Below are 22295 nucleotides of genomic sequence, written 5' to 3'. Positions count from 1 at the left end.
GATCAAGCCGCTCGTGCAAATTCCAGCGGCTGCCCAGCCAAGAATTGTAATGTTCGATCGGTCGCCCCGCGGTGCTGAGCGATGACGGACTGCGCTGCTCGCCCCAGTTCGTCGGCGGCCGGTTGATCTACAAGACATCGATCGACAAACGCTTCCAGCTCTGTTTCGTTCGCGGTTCGCTTTGCGCCACCAGCTTCGATCAAACGGTTCGCGATCTCTTTAAAGTTACGTGTGTCAGGACCAAAGCAAACCGCACTGCCATACCCCGCGGGCTCCAACATGTTCTGCCCACCCCGATCGACAAAGCTTCCGCCAACGGTCGCGATCTGACCAACGCCCCACCAGTGCCGTAATTCTCCGATGGAGTCGATCAGCAGCACCCGATTCGCATCCCACTGTCCATCCGAACCAAGTCGCTCTGTCGCTTCCAATTTCCGATTCGAACGTCGACGACAAACCAAACCGTTGGACTGGATCAGTTGTGCAACCGAATCGAAACGTTCCCGATGGCGAGGAACCAAAATCAGTCGCAATTCAGGATGAGCTGTGACCAAGCGTTTGTAGATGCGAAGTGCCATCGCCTCTTCGCCTTCTTGAGTGCTGCCGACGATCCATACCCGATGCCATGGATCAACACTGGCCCAATTCAATCGGTTTTGAACCTCGACGGTATCTCGTGAATCCGGTGCGTTGTCAAACTTCAATGCCCCAGTCACGGTCACGACCTCTGGATCGGCACCACAGGCGACGAAACGCTCGGCAGTCGATTTGTCTTGGCAAGCGACCCCGCATAAGTCTGCAAAAATCGGACGCGTCAAACGACTGACACGTTGATAGCCGGCTGAGCTTCGCTCGCTCAATCGGGCATTGATAACCAACACTTCGGTTCCGGCTTGACGAGACAAGCGAACCAAATTGGGCCAAAGTTCCAACTCGACAAGGATCAATTTGCGAGGCATCAATCGTCGAAGCGTTCGGCGAACGGCCCAGGAAAAATCCAATGGGCAAAAGAAAACTTGATCGCTTCCAAAACGCTGCACAGCGAGATCGTAACCGGTGTCGGTACTGGTGCTCACGACGATCGGCGTCGTGGGATCCAATCGCGTCAACTTAGCAACCAGATCGACGATTAGGTTGACCTCGCCAACGCTGACCGCATGGATCCAAATCGGTGATCGCCCCGGCCCGCCACAGATCCGCTTTGCTTTGGACTTGGAGATGCCGAACAGTTTTTCGCTGATCCCACGTCGATAGCGTCCATGACGGACAATGCGATAAGCGATCCACGGGGATGCCAGCGTCAACGCAACCAGATAGACGAAGTTCGCGAACATGGCGGAATCCTTTCCCAGCCTTGGCTAAAGCGATCGATACACCAACCCTATCACTTGTCGCATCCAAACCGATCGGTCTGAAACGCTGTTTACCTGCGTTCAGACGTTCGGCTGTCAAACGACAAGCCAGACTACTTTCTCATACAGCAGGATTTGTACTTCTTACCGCTGCCACAGGGGCACGGATCGTTGCGACCGACTTTGACACCGACGTTGCGAATCGGTTCAGGCTTTTCGTCCGTCGCTTGATTGCTGGCTTCGGCAGCCTGCTGAGCTGCGGTTTGTGTTGCAGCCTTGGTTGCGGTTGCCGATGACGACTCGCTGGTAATCGACCGAGCCTCATCGTGGCGGGCTTTTGCATCGACCCAAGTACTACGAATGAAGTCCTGATTGAACGACTCCATACGGAAGACCAGGCCGGTAACCTGCTCACCAACCGACTCCCACATCTGATCAAACAGACGCATGCCTTCGCGTTTGTATTCGACTTTGGGATCCAGCTGAGCGTAGCCTTTCAAACCGACGCTGCTGCGCAGGTGATCCATCGTTAGCAGGTGGTTTTTCCACGCGTCGTCCACAATGTTCAACAGGATCTGACGTTCCATCCGACGCATTTCTGGGTGGAAACGATCATCAACTGCGCCGCTGACGGCCAATTGCAATTCATCGCGGTTCATCCGCGAGAAGTCTTCGGCATCAACCGATGCGCCCAGTTCGACCTTCATCCATTCGACCAAGTCGGCAAGCTTATTGTTGCCGCTGGTCGCGACTGCCGCTGTCTTATCGTCTTGAACGTTCGCAAACAGATCCGCAACCCGTTTTTGAGCCTCATTCATCAAAGGCTCCGCCGCATTAGCCATGTCGCGACTAAAAACGGTGAGTTGAGTTTTCAAGTCGTCACGGTTCAGCGGCACTTCATCGACGGCGAGTGCCTTTTCGAACCGACGCGAAATCCAGTCAACCAAGCCTTCGCGATTGAGGACAACCTGGGCACCTTGTTGAACGGTGAACTGTGAAATCCCGGCCAGGGCAGGGTACTCCGTTTCCTTTTCCGCGTAGGCCTGTTCGGCGCGTGTGACCAATTCATGTGTCACACTTCGACGGTCTTCGACGTCGCGGAATTCTTCCGGTGTGGTTTCGATTCCGAACCGATAACGCATCCAGCCACAGAGCATCCGCAGGCCATAGTCGGCGTCCAGCAAAGGCTCGCCTTCGCTTAGGTCGACTGATTCGATACGTTGATGAGCCTTCTCGATCAATTCCTTGATCAAGTCGTCTCGATCCATGTTCTTGAGCTGGTGGTCTTGATAGTTGGTTTCCAAAGCGGTGTTGGCCCACTTCGCCATCGCTTTGAGGTTCCATTCGTCTTCCATGCCTTGTGGCAGGTTTTCTTCGACGATTTCTTCGACGGTGACTTCGGCAGATCGCTCGGCTTGTTCACGAGCGTAGGCATCGGCCATCGACATTTCCATGTTCTGGAAATCCTTGGGCTCGAGCACGCATCCCAGCTTTCCACCGGCGAACGCGGCAAACATATCGACGCCGTAGTCTGGATCCAGAAACGTATCAACTTGCTTTTCGATCTGGGATTGAATCAGTTCCAAGATCATGTCGCGAGAGCTGTGACCATCCAACAGGTTTTGTCGGTATCGGTAAACCCGTTTTCGCTGTTCGTCCATGACTTCGTCATAGTCCAACAAGCTCTTTCGCATTTCGAAGTTGCGTTCTTCGACTTTCTTTTGTGCGGCTGCAATACGGCGTGTGACAAGCTTGGATTCCAGTGGCTCGTCCTCACGCATGCCGATGCGTTCCATCATGTTCTTAACCCACTCACCCGCGAAGATCCGCATCAGATCGTCTTCGAGTGAAAGGAAGAAGCGACTCGAACCGGGGTCGCCTTGTCGACCACAACGGCCCCGCAACTGAAGGTCGATTCGGCGTGATTCGTGGCGTTCGGTACCGAGTACACAAAGTCCGCCGAGTTCACGGATGTGTACGCCTTGCTCGCTCATCCCTTCGGCTTTATCAAACGATTCGACCAGCTCGTTCCATTCATCATCGGGAACATCAAGTCGGGTGTCGTATTTGTGCTGCAACTGAGCCCAAGCTTTGTTCTCGGGGTTACCGCCCAAGATAATGTCGGTACCACGACCGGCCATGTTGGTTGCGATCGTGACGGCAAACTTTCGTCCAGCCTGTGCGACGATGTCGGCCTCACGTTGGTGTTGTTTCGCGTTGAGGACTTGGTGCTCGATGCCACGTCGTTCGAGTAGGCGGCTTAGCTTTTCACTCTTTTCGATACTGACCGTACCGACAAGAACGGGGCGTCCTTTGTATTCGATCACGGTGATCTTTGACCGTGGGAAGTCTTGGACTTCCTTTTCCCCCTTGGCGACAAACTTGATCTGTTCGTCGTTCTCTTCCTTGATGTCACCCCAATATTCTTTTCCATCTTTGGTGACGATCACGTCCCACTTGACCGTGCGTTCGATCTCTTCAGCCAAGGCCTTGAACTTATATTCCTCGGTCAGATAAATGACGTCGGGATATTCGATTCGCTGCAAACCACGATTGGTCGGGATCGCGACGACGTCCAGCTTGTAGATTTTCCAAAACTCGTTCGCTTCGGTCATCGCCGTACCGGTCATACCGGACAGTTTCTTGTACATCTTGAAGATGTTCTGCAGCGATGCGGTCGCAAACGTTTGCGTTTCCGGTTTGATCGGCACGCCTTCTTTGGCTTCAACGGCTTGGTGCAAACCGTCGGACCATTGACGTCCATCCATCAGACGTCCGGTGAATTCGTCAACGATCACAATCTGGCGATCTTTAACGACGTAATTGACGTCCAGCTTGTATAGGAAGTGTGCTTTCAGAGCGTTATCGATCAGGTGGGGCCATTCCATGTTGCCCGCCGTGTAGAAGCTTTCCACACCGGCTAGCTTTTCAGCCTCGCGCACACCTTCGTCGGTCAACGTGACGTTGCGTCCCTTTTCGTCGACGGTGAAGTGCACGTCTTGTTGCAGCGAACGCGCGACACGGTCCGCGTCGGCATAGCGTCCCAAGTCCATCTCGCTCGGACCGCTGATGATCAACGGGGTCCGCGCTTCGTCGATCAAGATATTGTCGACTTCGTCGATGATCGCGTAGTTCAATGGGCCTTGGCACTGTTGAACTTCAGGCGGAAAACGATCGTCGCCTTGAGCAGCGGGGCGCATGTTGTCACGCAAGTAATCGAAACCGAATTCGTTGTTCGTTCCGTACGTGATATCACAACGATAGGCGGCTTGTTTCTCGTGAGTCGACATGCCCGATTGGATCGCGTTGACCGTTAATCCAAGGTTCATGTACAGCGGCGCCATCCACTCCATGTCACGGCGGGCCAAATAGTCGTTGACCGTAATGACGTGAACGCCTTTGCCTTCCAGTGCGTTTAGATAGGCGGGCAAGGTTGCGACCAGTGTTTTACCTTCACCAGTCACCATTTCGGCGATCTTGCCGGAGTGAAGCACCATCCCACCGATCAACTGGACGTCGTAGTGACGCATGCCCAGGAATCGCTTGCCACCTTCGCGGCAGACGGCGAAGGCATCGATGAGGATGTCATCGAGAGATTCGCCATCGCGAATACGCTTGCGAAAGATCTGCGTTTGCTCACGCAGCTCGTCATCGCTCATCGCAGCGTATTTGGGCTCCAAGGCTGTAATCTCGTCCGCCTGGGCTCGCAACGTCGCGACTTGGCGCGCGTTGGCCGAACCAAATACCGACGTAACACCTCGCTCAAACGAGCTCAGCAACCCGCCAAAGGCTGCTCCGGTAATATCCACAAGAGTTTCAAAAAACGACATCGTTGAATCGTTGGTTGGTTTCGATCGATCGCTCGCAGGGCAATTCCAAAGGCATCCGAGCCTTTTCATTCGCCGGAACTGGTTCATTCGCTGGAACGGGTTAATTCGCCGGACCAGCGGACAGATTGGCAGCGCAGCCCGTCTACGTCCAGATCAGCCAATTTCGGGCCAAATTCGCATCCGCCGAGTTGTCTCGACAGAAAGCCGGGTTGGCCTCATACGCAGCGAGTAAAGCTAAACGCTTTGGGCGACTTAGGTTAGGGTGTTTCGGCGGAGGGGTCAACGCCGATCAAAAACTGTCCGATTTTCATCGTTTCTGTATGCCAATACCCCACAACGACCGGCTAACGAAATTTGCCTCTCTGAGCTAAACTGCCCCCGTCGGCCGAAATGTCTCTCGATCGACGCGAGATGACAGCCAGCCCCCCGACCCATTGATTGCACAAACAACGTGTCGCCCGATCCCTGATCGCAAAATAAGAGATCTGTTTCGAGAGCTCAATTTTGAAGACTTGATACCTGAGCCGGCCGATTGGCTCTCCCCAGACCAAGTTTTCTCAAATGACGCTAGCAACCGTGAAGCACTGCTAGCAAGCCGCTTGAATTCTTAGCGAACCACCGACAGTGCAACCAAATCACCGTTTTATAGTTTTGCCGATCGAAGATTCGCGATTGAACACGTGAACGCTTGATCGCACGAAAAATGCTGTCCGACACGACCAACGACTGCCCGTTTCCTGTTTCGGTTGCTTAAGGCAGCCGACATCGAACCACCCGGCCGTCCCTTTTCGAACACCGCTGACCTATTCCGTCCATGAACGCCCAGCCGAAATCTGAAACGCCAAAATCTGAAAAGCCACTTCGTATCGCGATCGGAGGTGACCACGCCGGATTTCCACTCAAGCAAGTCATCGCCGAATGCCTTTCCTCAGGTGACCTCGGAGAGTTAGCGGGCGAGGTTGTCGATTGTGGGACCAACAGCACCGAGCGATGCGACTATCCGGATTTCGCGATCGCGGTATCGCGTGAAATCCTTTCGGGCAAAGCTGACCGCGGGATCGTGGTCTGCGGCAGCGGTGTCGGTGTCAGTGTCGCCGCGAACAAGATCCCTGGTATCCGCGCCGCAATTTGCCACGACACGTACTCGGCACACCAAGGCGTCGAGCATGACGATATGAACGTTCTGTGCATCGGTGGCCGCATCATCGGCAGTGAATTGGCGATGGAAATCGTCCGTGCTTTCTTGGGTGCACACTACACCCCATCGGAACGCCACCAACGACGACTGGACAAGGTCATGGAAATCGAAGCACAAGGTATCGACGCTCTCGACGGACCCCAGGCCTGACTCGGAGCCACTGCATATCATGGAAATTCTTGGTGGACCGTTTTATTCCGTTGCCGGCGCTGGCGAATCACATGGCCCTGGCATTACCACGATCATCTTCGGTTGCCCTCCGGGACTGAAAATCGATCGTCAAACCGTGCAGCAGTTCCTCGATCGCCGCCGCCCCGGTGGAAACAAGCACGGCACGCCGCGCAACGAAAAGGACAAAGTTGTCTTCCTGAGCGGCTTGTACCAAACGGATCACGATGCGCTGCTGGGACCGAGCACCATTTCGGTGAATGTCGATGGCAACACCTTCGAAACGGAGGCCTTCGAATCAGGCTTTAGCACTGGCGAACCGATTTCTGCTGTGGTTCTGTCGACCAGTAAAAAGTCTGGTGACTACACCCAGTTCATCGGTCCCGGCGGTCAAGTCCGCCCCGGCCACACTGACCTGCTGAAGTACCACAAATCACAAGGCTTTGTCGACATTCGTGGCGGCGGCCGCAGCAGCTATCGCGCGACAATCAGTGACGTCATCGGCGGCAGTGTGGCAAGACTGTTCCTGCAGCAGCATTTTCAAACGGTACTGGTTTCATCAATCAGCCAAGTCGGCGAGTTGCGTTCAGGAATCTCGTTGGCTGACGAATGCCAAAAGCTATACGACCAGTTTCGCAATCAGGACGGGCCGACACTGATTCCGGCTGACGCGATCGCGGAAATGCAGCGTTCAATCGACGAAGCCGAAATTCCTTCGATCGACTCAGACTTTGCAAACGAAGCTGGTGAACTGATCAAAGAGACTCGCAAGCAAGGTGATTCGCTCGGCGCCAGTGTCGAAGTCGTCGCGTTAAACGTTCCCGCGTTGCTTGGCGACCCTCTTTATCAATCCTTAAAAGCTCGTGTGATGGGAACGCTTGGCGGCCTGAATGCGGTTCAATCTTGCGAGGTCGGATCAGGAAAAGCCGTCGTCGGTCGGCGCGGCAGTGAGAACAACGATCCGATTCGTCGGTCCGGCTATACCACCAATACGCACGGTGGATTGATCGGAGGCATGACCACGGGAATGCCACTTGCCTTCGAGGTCGGATTCAAGCCCACCTCAACGATCAACAAACCGCAAAAATCAGTTTCTAAAGATCTTACCGAGATCGATTTTGAACTCGAAAAAGGACGCCACGACCCCTGCGTGGGTGTTCGAGCCGGGGTGACACTGGAATCTCGCATGGCAATCGAGCTGATGAACGCGGCACTTAGCCAACGTTCACAGTCACTGGCCGACGGTTTGCCATCGATCTTTGGCTGAACCAAAAGCTCCTCGTCGTTCCTGCTTCGCGATCTGATTTTGCCGCTAACGGATTGAGAAAGTAGACGCAGCAATTTGATTTGCTCGTGCTAAACTATGCCCACACCTGTCGCGACAGCCCACTTTTCTTGCACCAGATTTTCTCTGCCGTCTCATGAAGATTAAATGCCCAGGATGCGCCACGGTTCTTCAAGTGCCCGACACGGCAGCAGGAAAGGCAGTGAAGTGCAAATGTGGGAAACAGTTTCGTGTCCCCGGCGGAAGCCCTGCAGCAGCCGGCGGTAGCCCTAAACCTGCTGCACCGAACACCGCTCCAAACACGGCGGCCAAGCAAGCAGCTGCACGGCCCCAGCCGCAGCAACGCCCGGCGGCAACCAGTCCGACTGCGGCTAGCCCTGCGGCAGCACCGGCCCCTGCTGCCCAAGCGGCCCCACTTCCATACAACCCCTTCGCGACACAGACCCCACAATCGGGCGGAATTCTGGACGAGCTAACCGACTCGGATTTCTCCGGCGTTAAAAGCGTTTCGATTCCAGGCCAAGCCTCGCCGGCGATGAATAAAAGCGCGAGCGCGTCGAAGCTACTTGATGAAGCGATGTCGGTCAGTGGCGACCGCAGCAAAGGCCAAACCGGCCCATCGGGTCACGGACCACGACCTGGCTTCCTGACCTTCCTTGGGGTGATCAACGGTCTGTCCGCGTTGCTTTTCGTCGGCTTGATGCTGCTCGCGTTCGGCTTGATCAACATGTTCTCGGGTGCGGATGGACTTGTCCCCGAAGGAGCCGGGGGCACGCTATACATGCTCTCGATGATCATTCTCGGATCCATGGCGGTCCTTTCCCTGGCGACCTCCGTCGCATGCTTTGTCCCATCCAAAGCTTCGTGGTACGTCGTTCTGGTCAGCTATGGATGGGCGACGGCCAGTCACATCTTCAACATTATCAGCGTCGTGACAGAAGGTGAAATTGGCCCCGATTTTGGCAAGCTGGTCGGCCGGCTGGTCTTCGGAATCGGTATCTGGGCCTTTCTACACAACGATTCGGTCCGCAGGTTCTACGCGACAACCGAAGAGCCCGTCTGGAAACCTGTCGTTGCGGACGTGGTCGGTTTCGCGATCGGGGCAGGACTCGGAATCGCAGTGCTGGCGCTGTAAGCACTGAATCGGTCGACTTAACAAACGTCGATGATCCGTTTACTGTTTTGCGCAATCAGGCCCTATTCGCGTAGCGACGTCCGATCGCTCGAATGCCTAACTGATAGCGATCCTGCAAACACCATTGGATATAAGTGTTGCTATTGGGACCGGGAACGTAGTGATACCGATTGCACCAAGGATACTCGGTCGGTGACGACTTGATCCGCTCGGCAAGTTCGACAGCTTCACTGCCAACGAATTCGTGCAAGAAATACTTGGGGCGATTTCGTATCCAGACGAACGGCGACATCATGTTGCGATGCAAGTGTCCCCAGTAGGTTGGGCCACAAGCGGGATACTGCCAGACCTCCCAACGGTCGTTTCTTTGGCCATCGCAGATCACCAACCAACAGTGTTCTGCAAACCAGGCGATCCGTGGCAGACGTCCTGCCCAAAGCTGGACAGTGATCCCAGAAGCGGTGATTTCAGAAGCCGTGATCTCAGGAGCCGATGTCACCACGATCCCCTGTCGAACCTGCGGACAGATCGGCAGCGAAACAATCTACCAGTGTCGACAGGTTTGCCATCCGGTCGAGTTCACGCAGCGCCCTGACGCTTCGATCCAGTCTTGCCAGTGTCACCGCACGACTGGCCGATCGGCTGGCCTGTTCGCGCATCGTCGAACGATAATGCCCGATACACATCGCAAAGATATCGCGTAATGCGGCACGTCGTTTTGGCGCGTCCTTTCCGGCCGCTTCCATCCGATCGGTCACAATCCGCCGAATGGTCGCTGGGTCAGGAACTGGCTGACGGAGGGCTTCGGTGAGCGCGGTTCGGAATTGCCGTGTCGAATCATCCAGCAATCGCAGCGCGGCTGAAATGTCTCCGGCGGCAACATCGACGGCTTCGATGATGGCATCGTCGGTCGCGTCGACTTGATGCACATCGCGGATCAAGCGGATCGCGTCTTCGTCGGATAAGGGCCGAAAACGAATCACCTGGCAACGGGAACGAATCGTTGGCAATTGCTTTTGCTCGCTTGTCCCGACCAAGATGATAACGGCATCGGCGGGCGGCTCTTCCAAAGTCTTGAGCAGACAGTTGGAACCTTCTTCGTTAAGAAAGTCGGCGTCTTCGAGGATCGCAACTTTTCGTCGCCCGCAATACGGACTTAGTCGAACGTCTCGGCAAAAGCCTTCCTGCATCCGGACTTCGGGTGCCCCGATCAAAAGGTCTACGGGAATCGTCGTTCGATCTTTGGGTTTGCGGACGCGAATCACGTCGGGGTGCGTTTCGGCCCGCACCTGCACGCAAGCTTCGCATTTGCCGCACGGCTCCATCGCCTGTGGTGGCTGACGATCACAAAGCAGAGTTTGCGCCAGTAGTGTCGCGACGCTTCGCTTGCCAACACCGGCAGGTCCGACAAACAACAAGCTCCCCCCGAAGCGACCTTGCGAAATAGAATTTTTGAACCAATCACGCAAATGGTCGTTCCCGATCAGACTAGACCACTGGGCAATCATGTGGTTGTCCGCTGCGTCGCCTGTCCATCGGCTGATGATGAGTCATCACTTCCGGACGACTCGACATTCTTGGCTTCGAGCTTGCAGATTTTATCGAGACGCTTGGAATGGCGACCGCCGTCGAAATCGGTTTGCAGCCATCGAAGAACCAAATCGTCAACAGAACGCTCCCCGATCAGATCGCCGGGCAGACAGAGCACGTTCACATTGTTGTGACGTCGGCTCATTTCCACCATGACTTCGTCATAGCAGGGCGCGGCGCGCACGCCGACAAATTTGTTAGCCGCAATGGCCATCCCGATGCCGGTACCACAGATCAAAATCCCTCGCTCGGCTTCGCCACAGCTGACGCGTCGGGCGACACATTCGGCATAGTCGGGGTAGTCGACGGCGACTTCATCGAATGTCCCTTCGTCGATGATCTCAAATGAATTGGCTTGCAGAGATTGGATCAATCGTGCCTTGATGTGTACTCCACGGTGATCACTGCCTAACGATATTCGCATCAAGCTGACTCCTGATCCTCATCAATGGAATCGGTTGGACTAACGTCGTCGGCGGCAACGGGGAAAAAATCTTCGCCCAAATGTTCAAGCCAAACCGACAACTCGTTTTCCATCTGATCGGCACACTTTCGATACGAATCGACAGGCATTCCGATCGGATCGGTGATGTCCCCGCCGTCACGACGAAGTGTAAAAACACGATCATGCATTTCAGGCCAAGCTGCCAAGATCGCCGCGCGGTGTGCGCGGGTCATCGTCAAAACCAGATCGGCCACGTTCATGATTTCATCACCGAGTGGCTGGCTGGCATGGCCGGTCAAATCTAACGTGCGTTCACCCATGACTTCGATCGCTTGTGGGCTCGCGCACGACCCCACCGATGCCGCTACACCTGCCGACAAAACACGGACGGCATCCTCGCGTCCTAGTTTCTTCAGCAACAGCTCTCGCATCAAGGTTTCCGCCATTGGACTTCGACACGTATTTCCCGTGCAGACCAATACGATAACCGGTTTGACAAATTGATTCATAGCGGCTCGTTCGATGACCCCTTCTCGCAATAATTCCCAACGGCTCTCGATAACGCGAGCGACCGTCGATACACCACCATAACGAGTTGGACCGTCGTCGAGCAGCAGTGGAACCTCACCGCGGAACTGATCCAACACCCCCTGGGCTTCAAAGTTAGGATTACCCCCCTTATCGGTAGAATCCAAACGATGCGCCCCGGTCAGCACCAGCGGCGCCGCCATGAAGCGGTGAATTGATTCCAAAATTCGGTGATCGGCGACACGAAAACCAACCGTCTGACGTTCCCCAACGATCAGTTCACGCACGTTTCCCGGTAACTGCCCAATCGCCGAATGGGGATTGTCGCATGGCGTCACAAGCGTCAACGGACCAGGCCAACATCGATGGGCAAGTCGCCGCGCGACCGGTGCAGGTTCGCAGAAAAAGTCTTCTGCCGCCTGACGGCTACGCACCGAAATCGCGAGGGGGGCACCAACCTGGCCACGAAGTTCTGCCAATCGCTTGACGGCGGACTCGTTCAACGCATGAGCTGCGAAACCATACGACGTATCCGTCGGCAGTGCCACAACTTGGCCTTCGGTCAATGCCTGGACTGTACGATGGATAAAATCACGTGGGTCGTCGGTTTGGCGAAGATCAAAGACTTTGGTCATGAAAACCGACGAATAGAACAATGCTGACCGGTTAGGTGATTACGTTTCGCGGCGGGTTTCCCCAGCCAATCAAACCGTATTGTAGGCCTGGCAATTTTGAATCGGCAAGGACGCTGAATGTGCCCCAGCTGTCGCGATCCGGCAGTGCACACCACGGACGGACGGGATAGGTTCACCCCAACAATACGCCGACACACCAACCCCAGGGGAACAATCTCAGTACAATATGGCCATACACGCCTTCGATTCGCTGCACGACCCTGACTCGCTGCACGCCATGATTCGCAGCAAGCCCTCAATTCCCAGCAAACCCGGATACGCAAACTGCAATGACCTCTGTCAGCCGACGCACGGCCCTAGCGAACGCGTTGGCCGCATTCACCGCAGCAAATCTGGGTGGGTGCGTCAGCCGCAGTGAATCTGACACACCGGAGCTGATCTGGGGACGTCGAGGTCAAGCGAATGGCCGTTTTTTGACGCCGCGTGCAATCACAATCGACCGAAATGACCAACTCTACATCGTCGACAAAACAGGGCGAATCCAAGTCTTCGAGCCAGACGGAACCTGGCTCCGTGATTGGCGAACCCCGGATATTACCAATGGAAAGCCGACAGGAATGACAATCATGTTCGGCGATTCGCCCAGTGACGATTTGTTGCTGGTCGCCGACACCCATTACTATCGAATGCTCGCCTATACCCTCGAAGGCGAACGTATCGAAGAGCGTGAAATTGGTGGGACCAGCGGATTTGGGCCGGGTGAGTTTGCCTTCCTGACCGATGTCGCGACCGACAACGAAGGCTGCATCTATATCGGGGAATACGGCGACGCAGATCGAATCCAGAAATTCTCGCCCGATGGCGACTTTATTCTCTCCTGGGGAGCCACCGGCCGGGAACCGACACAATTCCTTCGCCCTCAAGGTTTGCACATCGACGGCAACGTGATGTGGGTTGCCGATTCCGGAAATCATCGAATCCAACGGTTTGATCTTTCAGGAAAGCAACCAGAGCTGATCGACATCTGGGGAAGCCCCGGAAGCGGCCCTGGTCAACTGTTTTATCCCTACGGTGTTTTTGTCATGCCCGAAGGCGACGCGGTAGTCTGTGAATATGGCAATGGCCGTGTTCAGCACTTCGATACCAAAGGCAATTCAATCGGCACGTGGGGCTCGCCAGGACTGCAACCCGGACAGCTCTACGATCCTTGGGGATTGGTCGTCGACTCGAAGAACCGAATGCATATCTTGGACAGCAACAATCACCGCGTTCAATGTGCCGCAGTCCCTACATAGCCCGATACCATTGGGCACAGCGACGTCTCACTACAGCCAGTGCAACTCCTCTTCATCGGGCGCTTCATCGGCGTCGAGAAATGCCAGGTGATCGTTGTCAAACAATCGTCCCAAGATCGCTCGCACCGGCACTAACAGCGCGATGAACACAGGGAACAAAATACGCACCGGCTGACTGGGAAAGACATTGACCACACAAAGCATTGCCAGACACACCAACTGGATCAATGTGAAATAGTGAATCGTTCGTGTTGGCACCCGACGGGTGTAGTGATTGACCGGATACAGAGACGAATCCATGAACAAGTATCCCAATCGTTCGACGAACTGAATGCCTCGCAACGAGACGAATCCCATGTAGAGGAAGATGCCGTACAACGCGGCCATTGGCACATACTTTAGCAGCGGCAATGCGAGCAGCGAGCCACCGATCAATAAATGAATGAAGAGGCCCGTGATTCGATTCTCTTGCACATGAATGATCTGTTCCTGCTTGTCACCTTTGCTGCCGACAACTTCTTCGGTGTCAGATAAAGCTCGCACGTGAGCTAACGAACGGACCGTTGCCGCTACCATCCAAGGCCAACCGAATAGGGAACACATCCCGATCAGGACTCCGACGACCATCAAGTCCCAGTGATATGACTCGCCTTTCTCTAGCTTGTTTTCGGGACTGTTGACCAAGCGAGCCGTGATGTTCTGTGACAGATAGACCAATACCGCCGCCAGTACGGCAGGTCCGACCGCGGCGAACTTAACCCACAAAGGCACACTCCAAAGGTCGACGATCATCCCGCCGCGCTCGCTCGCAGCAGCGGAGACTTCGAGCGTATCCAAGGTTGCCGCGCTGCCGAGCCACCATGCGACCCCGACCATCGACCCCAGTGCGATCGATGGCCCAAAGTCCGCCAAGAATTCTCGCATCCAAGAAAACAGGTACTTGCTGCGTCGGAACCCGGCAAGCGTCATCGCGATGTAAAACGTACCAACGGCCAGCACAATCGCGAGCAGCGGCTTTTCATTGGAAAGACCTTGTTCTGCCGCAACACGAAATCCTGCGACCAACGCTTCGATCGCTTTATAGATAAAGATCATCGACATCAGCGCCGAAAAGATCTCATCGGTAAAACGAGTGAAATACCGCATCAGGTTGCTGGCGTTGGAAAGCGCTAAGATCACCGTCAGCACGCTCGTCCAAATCCCGACCCATCCGTAGACTCCCAAGAAATGCTCGGACAGATTCATGTCTTGGCACAACTGGTACAGGATGATGGTAAAGATCAACAGAGGTCCGATCCCTCCGAGAATGATCAGTGGACCGCCGGCAAACAGTGAATACAAAATGCCGCAAACGGCTGTGGACAACAGCATCGCACCGGCCCCCATGACACCGTCGGTTTCCCTTCCCATTAAGCCACCAAAGGTGACCGCGGGTGCGACACAAGCAAAGTACATGAAAACGATGGAGGCGATACTTTTCGCCCGCAACCCATCGACGAAGTCTGACTTGTAATGTTTTAGCCGACGTGTCACATCAGCCTTCAGCCCCGCAAAAGGCTTTGACGCCGCTCGCAAACCTTCGGTGATCTCGCGAGGCTTGGCGGGTTTGGCCAACACCGTCCGCGTCAAATGCCGCTCGATCGCATCGAGTACGTCTTGAGCGTTCTTGGCATAGGTCAATTCGAAATGACAAACATTATCACTCATCATCCGTGCGACGGACGAGAGTGTGTCCAAGTGGGCGGACGCGTGTGTCGTCGGACCGACCATGAAAAAGATGTAGCGAGTCGCGATACCGTCGGGAGCACCCAAGTTGACAGCATGTTTCAGTCGCATAAAGACGACCGCAGGCTCGCTAATCCGGTCGTCGTAGTAGTGTGGGATGGCACACGCATGTCCGATTGCGGTTGGAAATTGCCGCTCACGCTCCATGATCCCGTCGACGACGACGTCACGCTGGCTTTCGGTAAGACGCCCGCTTTGAATTAGATAGTCAACGCCGGCAAGGACAACATCGGACATTGTCCTGGCGTCAACGTTTAATAAGCAGCTACCCTGCGATATCGCGTCGATCAATCGCTTCATCGATCGCTCTCCCTTGCGAGTCGTCTTCTATGTCGATTTTTTCCAGTTGGACGCGAGAGTATGACCGAAGATGCAAAAATCACCAAATTTCCGAAGCACGCGTTTTAGGGACGCGGTGCCTCGACTTGGTATTGAGCCCTCCAGAATGAACGCGGGCAAGCGTCTTAATCTAACCGAGCAAGATTGCGTCGCTGTTGAAGACGCGCCGATTTGAAATCGAAGTTCGATTTTTCAAACCGGCGACGCCGCTGCAAAGCGATCTCTATTGAGCCGGAACAAATCTAACCGCGTCTACGATCACATAACCATTCGTGTCTTCGTTCGTGATCGTCAATTTTGCCGGCTGTTGTTCATCAAATCGAAAAACACCGAGTGACGAAAAGGTCTTTTCGAGGGTCGGAGCTAACTTCTGGTTGACCATCACTGACGCGGTTCCGCCCGCATGTTCGATCGTCACGGGCACATTGGACGCGCGATTGGAATTTGGCGGGTAGGCCAGCTGCACGTCGTACTTCCCAGGCTTTAGATCGGTCTCAAAGGTCGCCGAATACATGCCATCACTCGAATGATTGTCATGCAAGTAACCGCTGACAAAGTGGGGGCGGTTGGCATTGCTGTGCTGCCAGTTCCCGACCAACTTTGCATCTTTGTCGTCGAGAACGACCCCGTCAAATTCCTTCGGGAACCGAACATTGGCACTCGACAATGTGCTCGCAAAATGAAGCACCTGCCCATCATCCAACAATCGCTTCTTCAAGTCCTCATAGGGAACCTCTTGAACCGATGTATTGCCGTCGATGGCCATGACCGCAGCCGTTGCTGCACTTTGGCCCAAGATCATAAAGACCGGTTCCATACGAATCGAACCGAATGCCACGTGCGAGCTTGAAACACAAACGGGCACCAGCAGGTTAGTGCAATCGTCAGCGCGAGGCACCAGGCTGTCATAGGAAATTTCATAGGGGCCATACGTCGAAACACCAACATCGCCTTCGTTCTGAACATGGCCTTTGGCGGTGATGTAGCGCTGGGTGTTATGGGAATCAATAGCGTACGATCCCATCCCGACCGACTTTGGCGTCGGACGACGCTTTTGCAATTCATTTTCGGTCATCACAAAAGTACCGATCATCCGCCGGGCTTCACGAACGTAGATTTGATGTGGCCAATTGCCATTGTCTGTGAACTCATCAGCCGACAATCCCCAGCGACTCATTTCATTTCGAATGGACTCTGGCACTCGCGGATCGCTGACATGAAAGTACAGCCATCCCTTTTGGTAATTCTCGTGCTCACGAATGATCGCCGCACGCTCTTTGTAAGTGGCTTCGGGATAGTCATAGTTGAACCCGATATTGTCAGTGCTCATCGGGCCATGGTTATTGGTATCCGTCTTACGATTTGGGATAGGGTCAAACTTGTTGAACGTTTCCTTCCAGCCAGCCTCATAGATTCGGGCCAACAGTTCGTAGTCAGCCGGGTCGTAGCCTTCCGGAGCCGTGAAGGGCACTCGGTTTTCGGGATGGTCCGTCAAGCACATGCGGAAGCAATAGGCTTGCACGCGGTGGTCGGCCGAACCTTTTTCACCCGGTGGATCGGTACTGATCCGAGGCAACACGCCACTGCTTGGATCATCCGCAATCACGTATGGACTGATCGGCGGCAGCACCGCAAAGTGGTGGCGGTGATGATTGATGTCGGTTTGAACGCCCGCCCAATTTTCGCCATAAGCGTCCTGCGACTCTCGGCCAACGTGATAGGGAATGTCAGCTGCCGCCATCAAGTCGCCTTCGTAGGTCACATCCAAAAAGATCTGCCCAGAAAAAACGTCACCGCTGAGCATCTTGATGGATTTGATCTTGGTTCCCGTCTTGGTCACACCTGATTTGCGATCGAGCCACTGATCACGATAGACAGGGATTTCAAAATCACGAACCATGTCTTCGAAAACCTCTTCGGCAATATGAGGCTCAAAGATCCATTGGGTGCGATTCTCTCCATCGATGGCCGCGTTGCCTTGCCCCTTGTTGCCATAGCTTTCCTTGGTCTGCCAATTCCAGTTCCCAGCCTTTTGATACTTTTGGTAAACGCGATGATAGAATTCGCGTGAAAGCCCGCCGATCACTTCTTTCTTGCCAGTATCGGTCCAGCCGAGTCCACCGCTTGATAGACCGCCAAGGTGCTTGTCCGGACAAACGATTAATACACTATGCCCACCCTGTTTCACTTTGACAGCCGCTGTCACCGCAGCACAAGTGCCGCCGTAGATCACGACATCAGCTTTGTAATTTTCGGCAGACGCGTTGGATGCTGATGACACTGTCAGTCCGACAACTGTCGCGATGCCCAAGGCAAAGCAAACCATTCGCCGGCCGAAAGAACGATCGGCTTGACGTTGAATCTGTATCGCTGAAGATCGCCGCGGGGCAGGGGAGTCCCAAGCCGAATCGTGATTTCCAATCATCCGATTGAATCCTTGCAAGTTGCTTTGTTCTGTCATGAAGGCAATCGATCCTACGAGCGTTCCGAGTTGTGATCAGCAACCCTCGCTTCAGGTGCTTGCCCCGTTTTCAAAGGGCTAGTGTAGCTGCCCGGCATCAAGCCTGCTGATCTCGATAGATTCGAATCGTCGCCGATTCACGCACTGCGACGATCGCCCCCGGCAAATGAATGCTTCCCGAGCCGCTGCCGCAGATCAGTTCCAACAGACGCTGCCAATGAAGCTGACTCATCGAACGTAGTGGCAACTGGTTTTTCTGGAAACAAACACGAAGAGCCTCCACAGTGACCGCCGCGTCTTGCTTCTCTAGTTCATCGCTGCGGCGGAGCACCAGCGGTTCATCGCTGACAAGATTCTTGTCCAACCAGTCGTCGGCCAAGCGACCGATCGTCTCTGCCCACTGACGCTGCGAAGCAATGGCCCGAGTGATACCCTGTGTGACGTCAGGAAATTGTTCCGCCATCTTTGGCAAAAGCTCATTGCGAATCCAGTTTCGGCTGTATTGATCGGATTCATTCGATGCATCATCACGCCAGGCATATCCCTCAGAACGCATTCCCTGGCGAATAAGCTCTCGGGAAAGCGAAAGCATCGGACGGGCGATGACAAAGTCGCGCCCGTCTTCGTCGGACGAGAACTCACGAAATGGGGCGATCCCGGCCAATCCCGCCGGCCCAGTCCCACGCATCAATCGAAACAGGACGGTTTCGACGTTGTCTTCAAGGTTGTGCCCCAGCATCAGGTAGCGAGCCCCATGTTGCTGCAGCACTTCTCGGAAAAAGCCATATCGTTGACGACGGGCATAGTCTTCATCGCTGCGATTGCCAGAACCGCGGCGAGTAACCACTTGGACGCCCAGTTGCCCGGCAAGATTGACAACGAATTCGTGATCGCCTTCGGATTGGGATCCGCGCAAAGCATGATTGAAATGGGCGACGACAACAAAACCGCGACACGCTGTCGATCGCGTTTGCGTGCCCGACCGGAGTTGTCGCTGGGCATGCTGACTCAATCGCTCGACAACGGTTCGCAACAGGGCAACGCTATCGGCGCCGCCACTGCAACCGATGACCACACCAACATCGCTATACTTGTGCGTTGGGAAGCTAGCCTGGAAAGCTTCTTGAATCTGGTCCCAGGAAGATGAATTGTCGACACCGTCGGACATGTTGCGGCACAAGTTTGGGCAACTTCGGGCCTTCAGTTAGGCATTCGGTTGCCGGGAATGGGTAGGGCACTGCCCACTGAGGACCAAAATTTGTTACGATCTTCACCGTCAGCGCGACACGGACTTGTCGTGCGAGCGGCCAGTCTACCGCCCTTTTCCACCCGCCGAACACGCCCCGTCGCCTTGACCCCATTGATGGCACTTTTCTTCGAGCCGCTGCTCGCTTCATCACTGGACGAGAACTTCTTCGTCTACTCCCTTGCTGGCGTTCTCGCCGGTGCAGTGTTGATGATGGGTTACCAGCGATGGAAATACACCGTTTACAAAATCAAATTGGCCGAGCGGGCTGATGAAATCCTCAACGAGGCCAACCGTCAAGCTGAATCGATGAAGTCTCAGATCGTCCTGGAAGCCAAAGAAGAGGCTCTGGAGATCAAATCGAAAGGCGAAACGGAACTTGCAGACGCTCGTCGCAGCCAGCACGCCCGCGAAGAAAAACTCGATCGGCGCAGCGAACAGCTCGATGTCCAAGAAGCGGACCTGCGAAAACAGCAACGTGGACTTGAAAATGCTCAGCAACGCCTCGATTCGGGGCTGAAAATGCTGACCAATAAACGAGAAGAACTGGGGAAACTTGAAGAGCAACAAAAACGACTTCTCGAAGCAATCTCCGGAATGACTCGGGCGGAAGCCAAAGAGCAATTGCTCGAAGTCCTCAACGAAGAACTCGAACACGAACGTGGAAAAGTCCTTCTCAAGCAGAAAAAGCAAATCACCGAAGCGGCCAAAGAACAGAGCCGTCAAATGCTGCTGACTGCCATGCAGCGGTATTCGTCTGCCTTTACCGCCGACAGCACGACCAGCACCGTCGATGTCCCCACCGACGACATGAAGGGACGAATTATCGGACGCGAAGGTCGAAACATCCGAGCGTTCGAAAAGGCAACCGGAATCGACGTCATCATCGATGATACCCCCGGCGTCGTTATCGTCAGCGGTTTCGATCCCGTTCGCCGCGAAATTGCCCGTCGATCACTGACCACTCTCATTGCGGACGGACGGATCCACCCATCAAAAATCGAAGAGGTCGTCAGCGAGACCCAGCGTGAAATCAACGAACTGATCATGCAAAAGGGCCGTGAAGCCGCCGACGAAGTCAACGTGCCAGGCCTTCACGATCGCCTGATCGAACTGCTTGGCCGGCTGCACTTCCGCACCTCCTACAGCCAAAACGTCCTCCGCCACAGTATCGAAGTCGCATTCCTCTCGGGCATGATTGCCGAAATGCTCGGCATGAACGGCGACGTCGCACGTCGATGTGGGCTGCTGCACGACATCGGAAAAGCCGCCGATCATGAACTCGAAGGCGGACACCCCAAAATCGGGGCTGACATCCTTCGTCGGCACAACGAATCCGCCGAAGTCGTCCATGCCGCTTTCGGCCACCACGACGAAATCGTCATCGAACACCCTTTCACCATGGTGGTCGCGACCGCGGACGCATGCAGTGCTTCGCGCCCCGGTGCTCGTCGTGAATCGCTGGAACGCTACATCAAACGCATGGAAGAACTCGAAGCGATCGCCAAACGCTTCGAGGGCGTTCGCGAAGCCTACGCGATCAGCGCCGGCCGAGAACTTCGAGTGATCGTCGACAGTACTTCAACGAACGACGAACAGTCCGCTGTCATCTGCCATGAAATTGCCAAGGCTTTCGAAAGAGAGCTGATGTACCCAGGCGAAATCAAAGTCACCGTGCTCCGCGAAAGCACGTTTACAGAAATCGCCAAATAGGCCGCCGGGCTAAAATAGCGTGTAAATGAACGGCGCCGCTGGCGAAGTCGTGACGAACGCCAGGGCGACCAACAGTAGCAGCACCACGACAATCGGCAGCAACCACCACTTCTTGTTGTAGCGCAAAAACCAAACGAACTCTTCGATCAAACCCGGATCGGGCGACGCGGCTTGGTCCTCAAATGTCTTTTCTGCAACTGACGCGCTGTCTTTCGCAGGCTTAGATTCCGCGGGCACACCTCGCGTTTCTATCTCGTTGTGATCCGACATCGTCAAAACATCCGAAAGTAGGATTCGTCGTCCTGCGTCGCTTCTAGCGGTTCCCAACCGGTTGTCGCCGACGGATCAACCTGTCGCATCGATCGTCCACTGAAACGAAACCAAATCCCAATCGGGACCACGACAAAGTAGTACAGCAGGGCGAGAACCAACGTTGTTGCGATCCAACGCAGTGGAAATGTCAACTGCTCGAAAGCACGCAGGAATCGCCCACGCTGGGCCGGGAATGCGGCAAACGCAAGCATGAACGCAAGTCCAGATGTCACAAATGCGATTGCGATCGATTTGGAAAGCGTGGAATCAAACTGGCGATGAATGACCATCGCCAGAACCAGCATCGCCCCCCCGACCGACAATCCCGAAAGCAATCCGGGAGACGTGTCAGGTTTGCCTGGTCGGTCGGAATGCGTCGCTTTTTTCATGGCCTACGATCATATCCTCGAACTTCCGCCTAGGGAAAACCAAAAGCCAACAGGACATCGCAACGAAGTCCTCAGAAATCGCCCGAAAGCCACGCGTAGGCCAACCGGATGCCAGATCCTGTCACCCGACCAGCACCTAAAGGCCTGCCGAACACCACCACGAAGGACTATTTCCAAATCGTCGCCTAAATCCTGAAAAAAAGTCGCCCTTCGGGCCCCCCGCCTTAACTCGTCATCGCCCAACGAGTTACCGCCAAACGGCCGATTCGGAGGCTTCAAAATGCCAAAATCTGCAGTTGACCGAGTCTGGGCGGCGCGTAACCTAGAGCTACCGATTGAGACCAATCGACGCGAACTTTCGTTTCGAGCGGCTCCCCTCAGAATGACGTAAGTCTTTGCTATCTATAAAGTTGCGTTCTACGCCACGCATTCTGACCCCCGCTAATAGCGTCGATATCGAGATTACCTATCTTCCGCGAGTTCGCCTCGCGTGGGGTTAACGCGGTCAGCTTGCGGCCACGGGCTGACGATCGTTGATGGTTAGAGTCCTCCGCTATAATCGTCTCCGAAACCTCACGGATCGGGCGCA

General features: G+C 54.8%; 16 protein-coding genes. 5 read left to right on the top strand and 11 right to left on the bottom strand.

Features of this window, described 5'->3' with window-relative positions; translation table 11 throughout:
• Nucleotides 1-2 precede the first annotated feature (2 nt).
• On the bottom strand, nucleotides 3-1334 hold the full coding sequence (locus LOC67_RS05035; protein ID WP_230261409.1) for a 3-deoxy-D-manno-octulosonic acid transferase: 1332 nt from the start codon (nucleotides 1332-1334) through the stop codon (nucleotides 3-5).
• Between the two features lie 131 nt (nucleotides 1335-1465).
• Nucleotides 1466-5182 carry a preprotein translocase subunit SecA gene (locus tag LOC67_RS27515; protein WP_315861031.1) on the bottom strand — a complete coding sequence of 1239 codons (3717 nt, stop codon included), beginning with the start codon at nucleotides 5180-5182 and terminating at the stop codon, nucleotides 1466-1468.
• A gap of 814 nt (nucleotides 5183-5996) precedes the next feature.
• On the opposite strand from LOC67_RS27515, the gene rpiB (LOC67_RS05015) reads away from it, so the two are divergent.
• From rpiB (LOC67_RS05015) to LOC67_RS05005, 3 genes are all read left to right on the top strand, one after another.
• Entirely contained in the window at nucleotides 5997-6530 is a 534-nt protein-coding gene (gene rpiB, locus LOC67_RS05015) for a ribose 5-phosphate isomerase B (RefSeq protein WP_230261408.1), read from the top strand.
• 19 nt (nucleotides 6531-6549) lie between these two features.
• The gene (gene aroC / locus LOC67_RS05010; RefSeq protein WP_230261407.1) at nucleotides 6550-7815 is read left to right on the top strand and encodes a chorismate synthase; all 1266 of its coding nucleotides are present in this window, start codon (nucleotides 6550-6552) and stop codon (nucleotides 7813-7815) included.
• 193 nt (nucleotides 7816-8008) lie between these two features.
• A complete protein-coding gene (locus LOC67_RS05005) occupies nucleotides 8009-8968 on the top strand; it encodes a hypothetical protein (RefSeq protein WP_230261406.1) in 960 nt (319 codons plus the stop codon).
• A gap of 55 nt (nucleotides 8969-9023) precedes the next feature.
• On the opposite strand, the gene LOC67_RS05000 is transcribed toward LOC67_RS05005, so the two are convergent.
• From LOC67_RS05000 to LOC67_RS04985, 4 genes are read right to left on the bottom strand one after another with little or no spacing between them, the layout of a single operon-like run.
• The gene (locus tag LOC67_RS05000) at nucleotides 9024-9467 is read right to left on the bottom strand and encodes a DUF3750 domain-containing protein (RefSeq protein ID WP_230261405.1); all 444 of its coding nucleotides are present in this window, start codon (nucleotides 9465-9467) and stop codon (nucleotides 9024-9026) included.
• Nucleotides 9451-10476: an ATP-binding protein gene (locus LOC67_RS04995; protein ID WP_230261404.1), complete on the bottom strand. Its 1026-nt coding sequence runs from the start codon at nucleotides 10474-10476 to the stop codon at nucleotides 9451-9453. Before LOC67_RS04995 ends, LOC67_RS05000 begins: the two co-directional genes overlap by 17 nt.
• Nucleotides 10473-10982 carry a ribose 5-phosphate isomerase B gene (gene rpiB / locus LOC67_RS04990; RefSeq protein ID WP_230261403.1) on the bottom strand — a complete coding sequence of 170 codons (510 nt, stop codon included), beginning with the start codon at nucleotides 10980-10982 and terminating at the stop codon, nucleotides 10473-10475. The genes LOC67_RS04995 and rpiB (LOC67_RS04990) overlap by 4 nt, the downstream gene beginning before the upstream one ends.
• Complete coding sequence (locus LOC67_RS04985; RefSeq protein WP_230261402.1) at nucleotides 10982-12166, bottom strand: Sua5/YciO/YrdC/YwlC family protein; 1185 nt, start codon at nucleotides 12164-12166, stop codon at nucleotides 10982-10984. The genes rpiB (LOC67_RS04990) and LOC67_RS04985 overlap by 1 nt, the downstream gene beginning before the upstream one ends.
• A gap of 329 nt (nucleotides 12167-12495) precedes the next feature.
• Here LOC67_RS04985 and LOC67_RS04980 point away from each other — a divergent pair, with 329 nt between their 5' ends.
• The gene (locus tag LOC67_RS04980; protein ID WP_230261401.1) at nucleotides 12496-13461 is read left to right on the top strand and encodes an SMP-30/gluconolactonase/LRE family protein; all 966 of its coding nucleotides are present in this window, start codon (nucleotides 12496-12498) and stop codon (nucleotides 13459-13461) included.
• 30 nt (nucleotides 13462-13491) lie between these two features.
• On the opposite strand, the gene LOC67_RS04975 is transcribed toward LOC67_RS04980, so the two are convergent.
• The 3 genes from LOC67_RS04975 to tilS all read right to left on the bottom strand — a co-directional run bounded on the left by LOC67_RS04975 (nucleotide 13492) and on the right by tilS (nucleotide 19214).
• On the bottom strand, nucleotides 13492-15546 hold the full coding sequence (locus LOC67_RS04975; protein WP_230261400.1) for a PTS sugar transporter subunit IIA: 2055 nt from the start codon (nucleotides 15544-15546) through the stop codon (nucleotides 13492-13494).
• A 262-nt stretch (nucleotides 15547-15808) separates the two neighbouring features.
• Nucleotides 15809-18046, bottom strand: coding sequence for an FAD-dependent oxidoreductase (locus LOC67_RS04970; RefSeq protein WP_315861030.1), 2238 nt, complete (start codon nucleotides 18044-18046; stop codon nucleotides 15809-15811).
• Between the two features lie 97 nt (nucleotides 18047-18143).
• Complete coding sequence (gene tilS / locus LOC67_RS04965; RefSeq protein ID WP_230261399.1) at nucleotides 18144-19214, bottom strand: tRNA lysidine(34) synthetase TilS; 1071 nt, start codon at nucleotides 19212-19214, stop codon at nucleotides 18144-18146.
• A 195-nt stretch (nucleotides 19215-19409) separates the two neighbouring features.
• Here tilS and rny point away from each other — a divergent pair, with 195 nt between their 5' ends.
• The gene (gene rny / locus LOC67_RS04960) at nucleotides 19410-21005 is read left to right on the top strand and encodes a ribonuclease Y (RefSeq protein WP_261366492.1); all 1596 of its coding nucleotides are present in this window, start codon (nucleotides 19410-19412) and stop codon (nucleotides 21003-21005) included.
• A 9-nt stretch (nucleotides 21006-21014) separates the two neighbouring features.
• Here the strand turns inward: rny and LOC67_RS04955 are convergent, their stop codons facing one another.
• On the bottom strand, nucleotides 21015-21275 hold the full coding sequence (locus LOC67_RS04955; protein WP_230261398.1) for a DUF5989 family protein: 261 nt from the start codon (nucleotides 21273-21275) through the stop codon (nucleotides 21015-21017).
• Nucleotides 21276-21277: 2 nt separating this feature from the next.
• Nucleotides 21278-21706, bottom strand: coding sequence for a hypothetical protein (locus LOC67_RS04950; protein ID WP_230261397.1), 429 nt, complete (start codon nucleotides 21704-21706; stop codon nucleotides 21278-21280).
• Nucleotides 21707-22295 lie beyond the last annotated feature (589 nt).

The organism is Stieleria sp. JC731, assembly GCF_020966635.1.
In the GTDB taxonomy this organism is placed as follows: domain Bacteria; phylum Planctomycetota; class Planctomycetia; order Pirellulales; family Pirellulaceae; genus Stieleria.
Note: the sequence above shows the minus strand (reverse complement) of the source record. Positions and strands in the feature narration are given on the sequence as shown.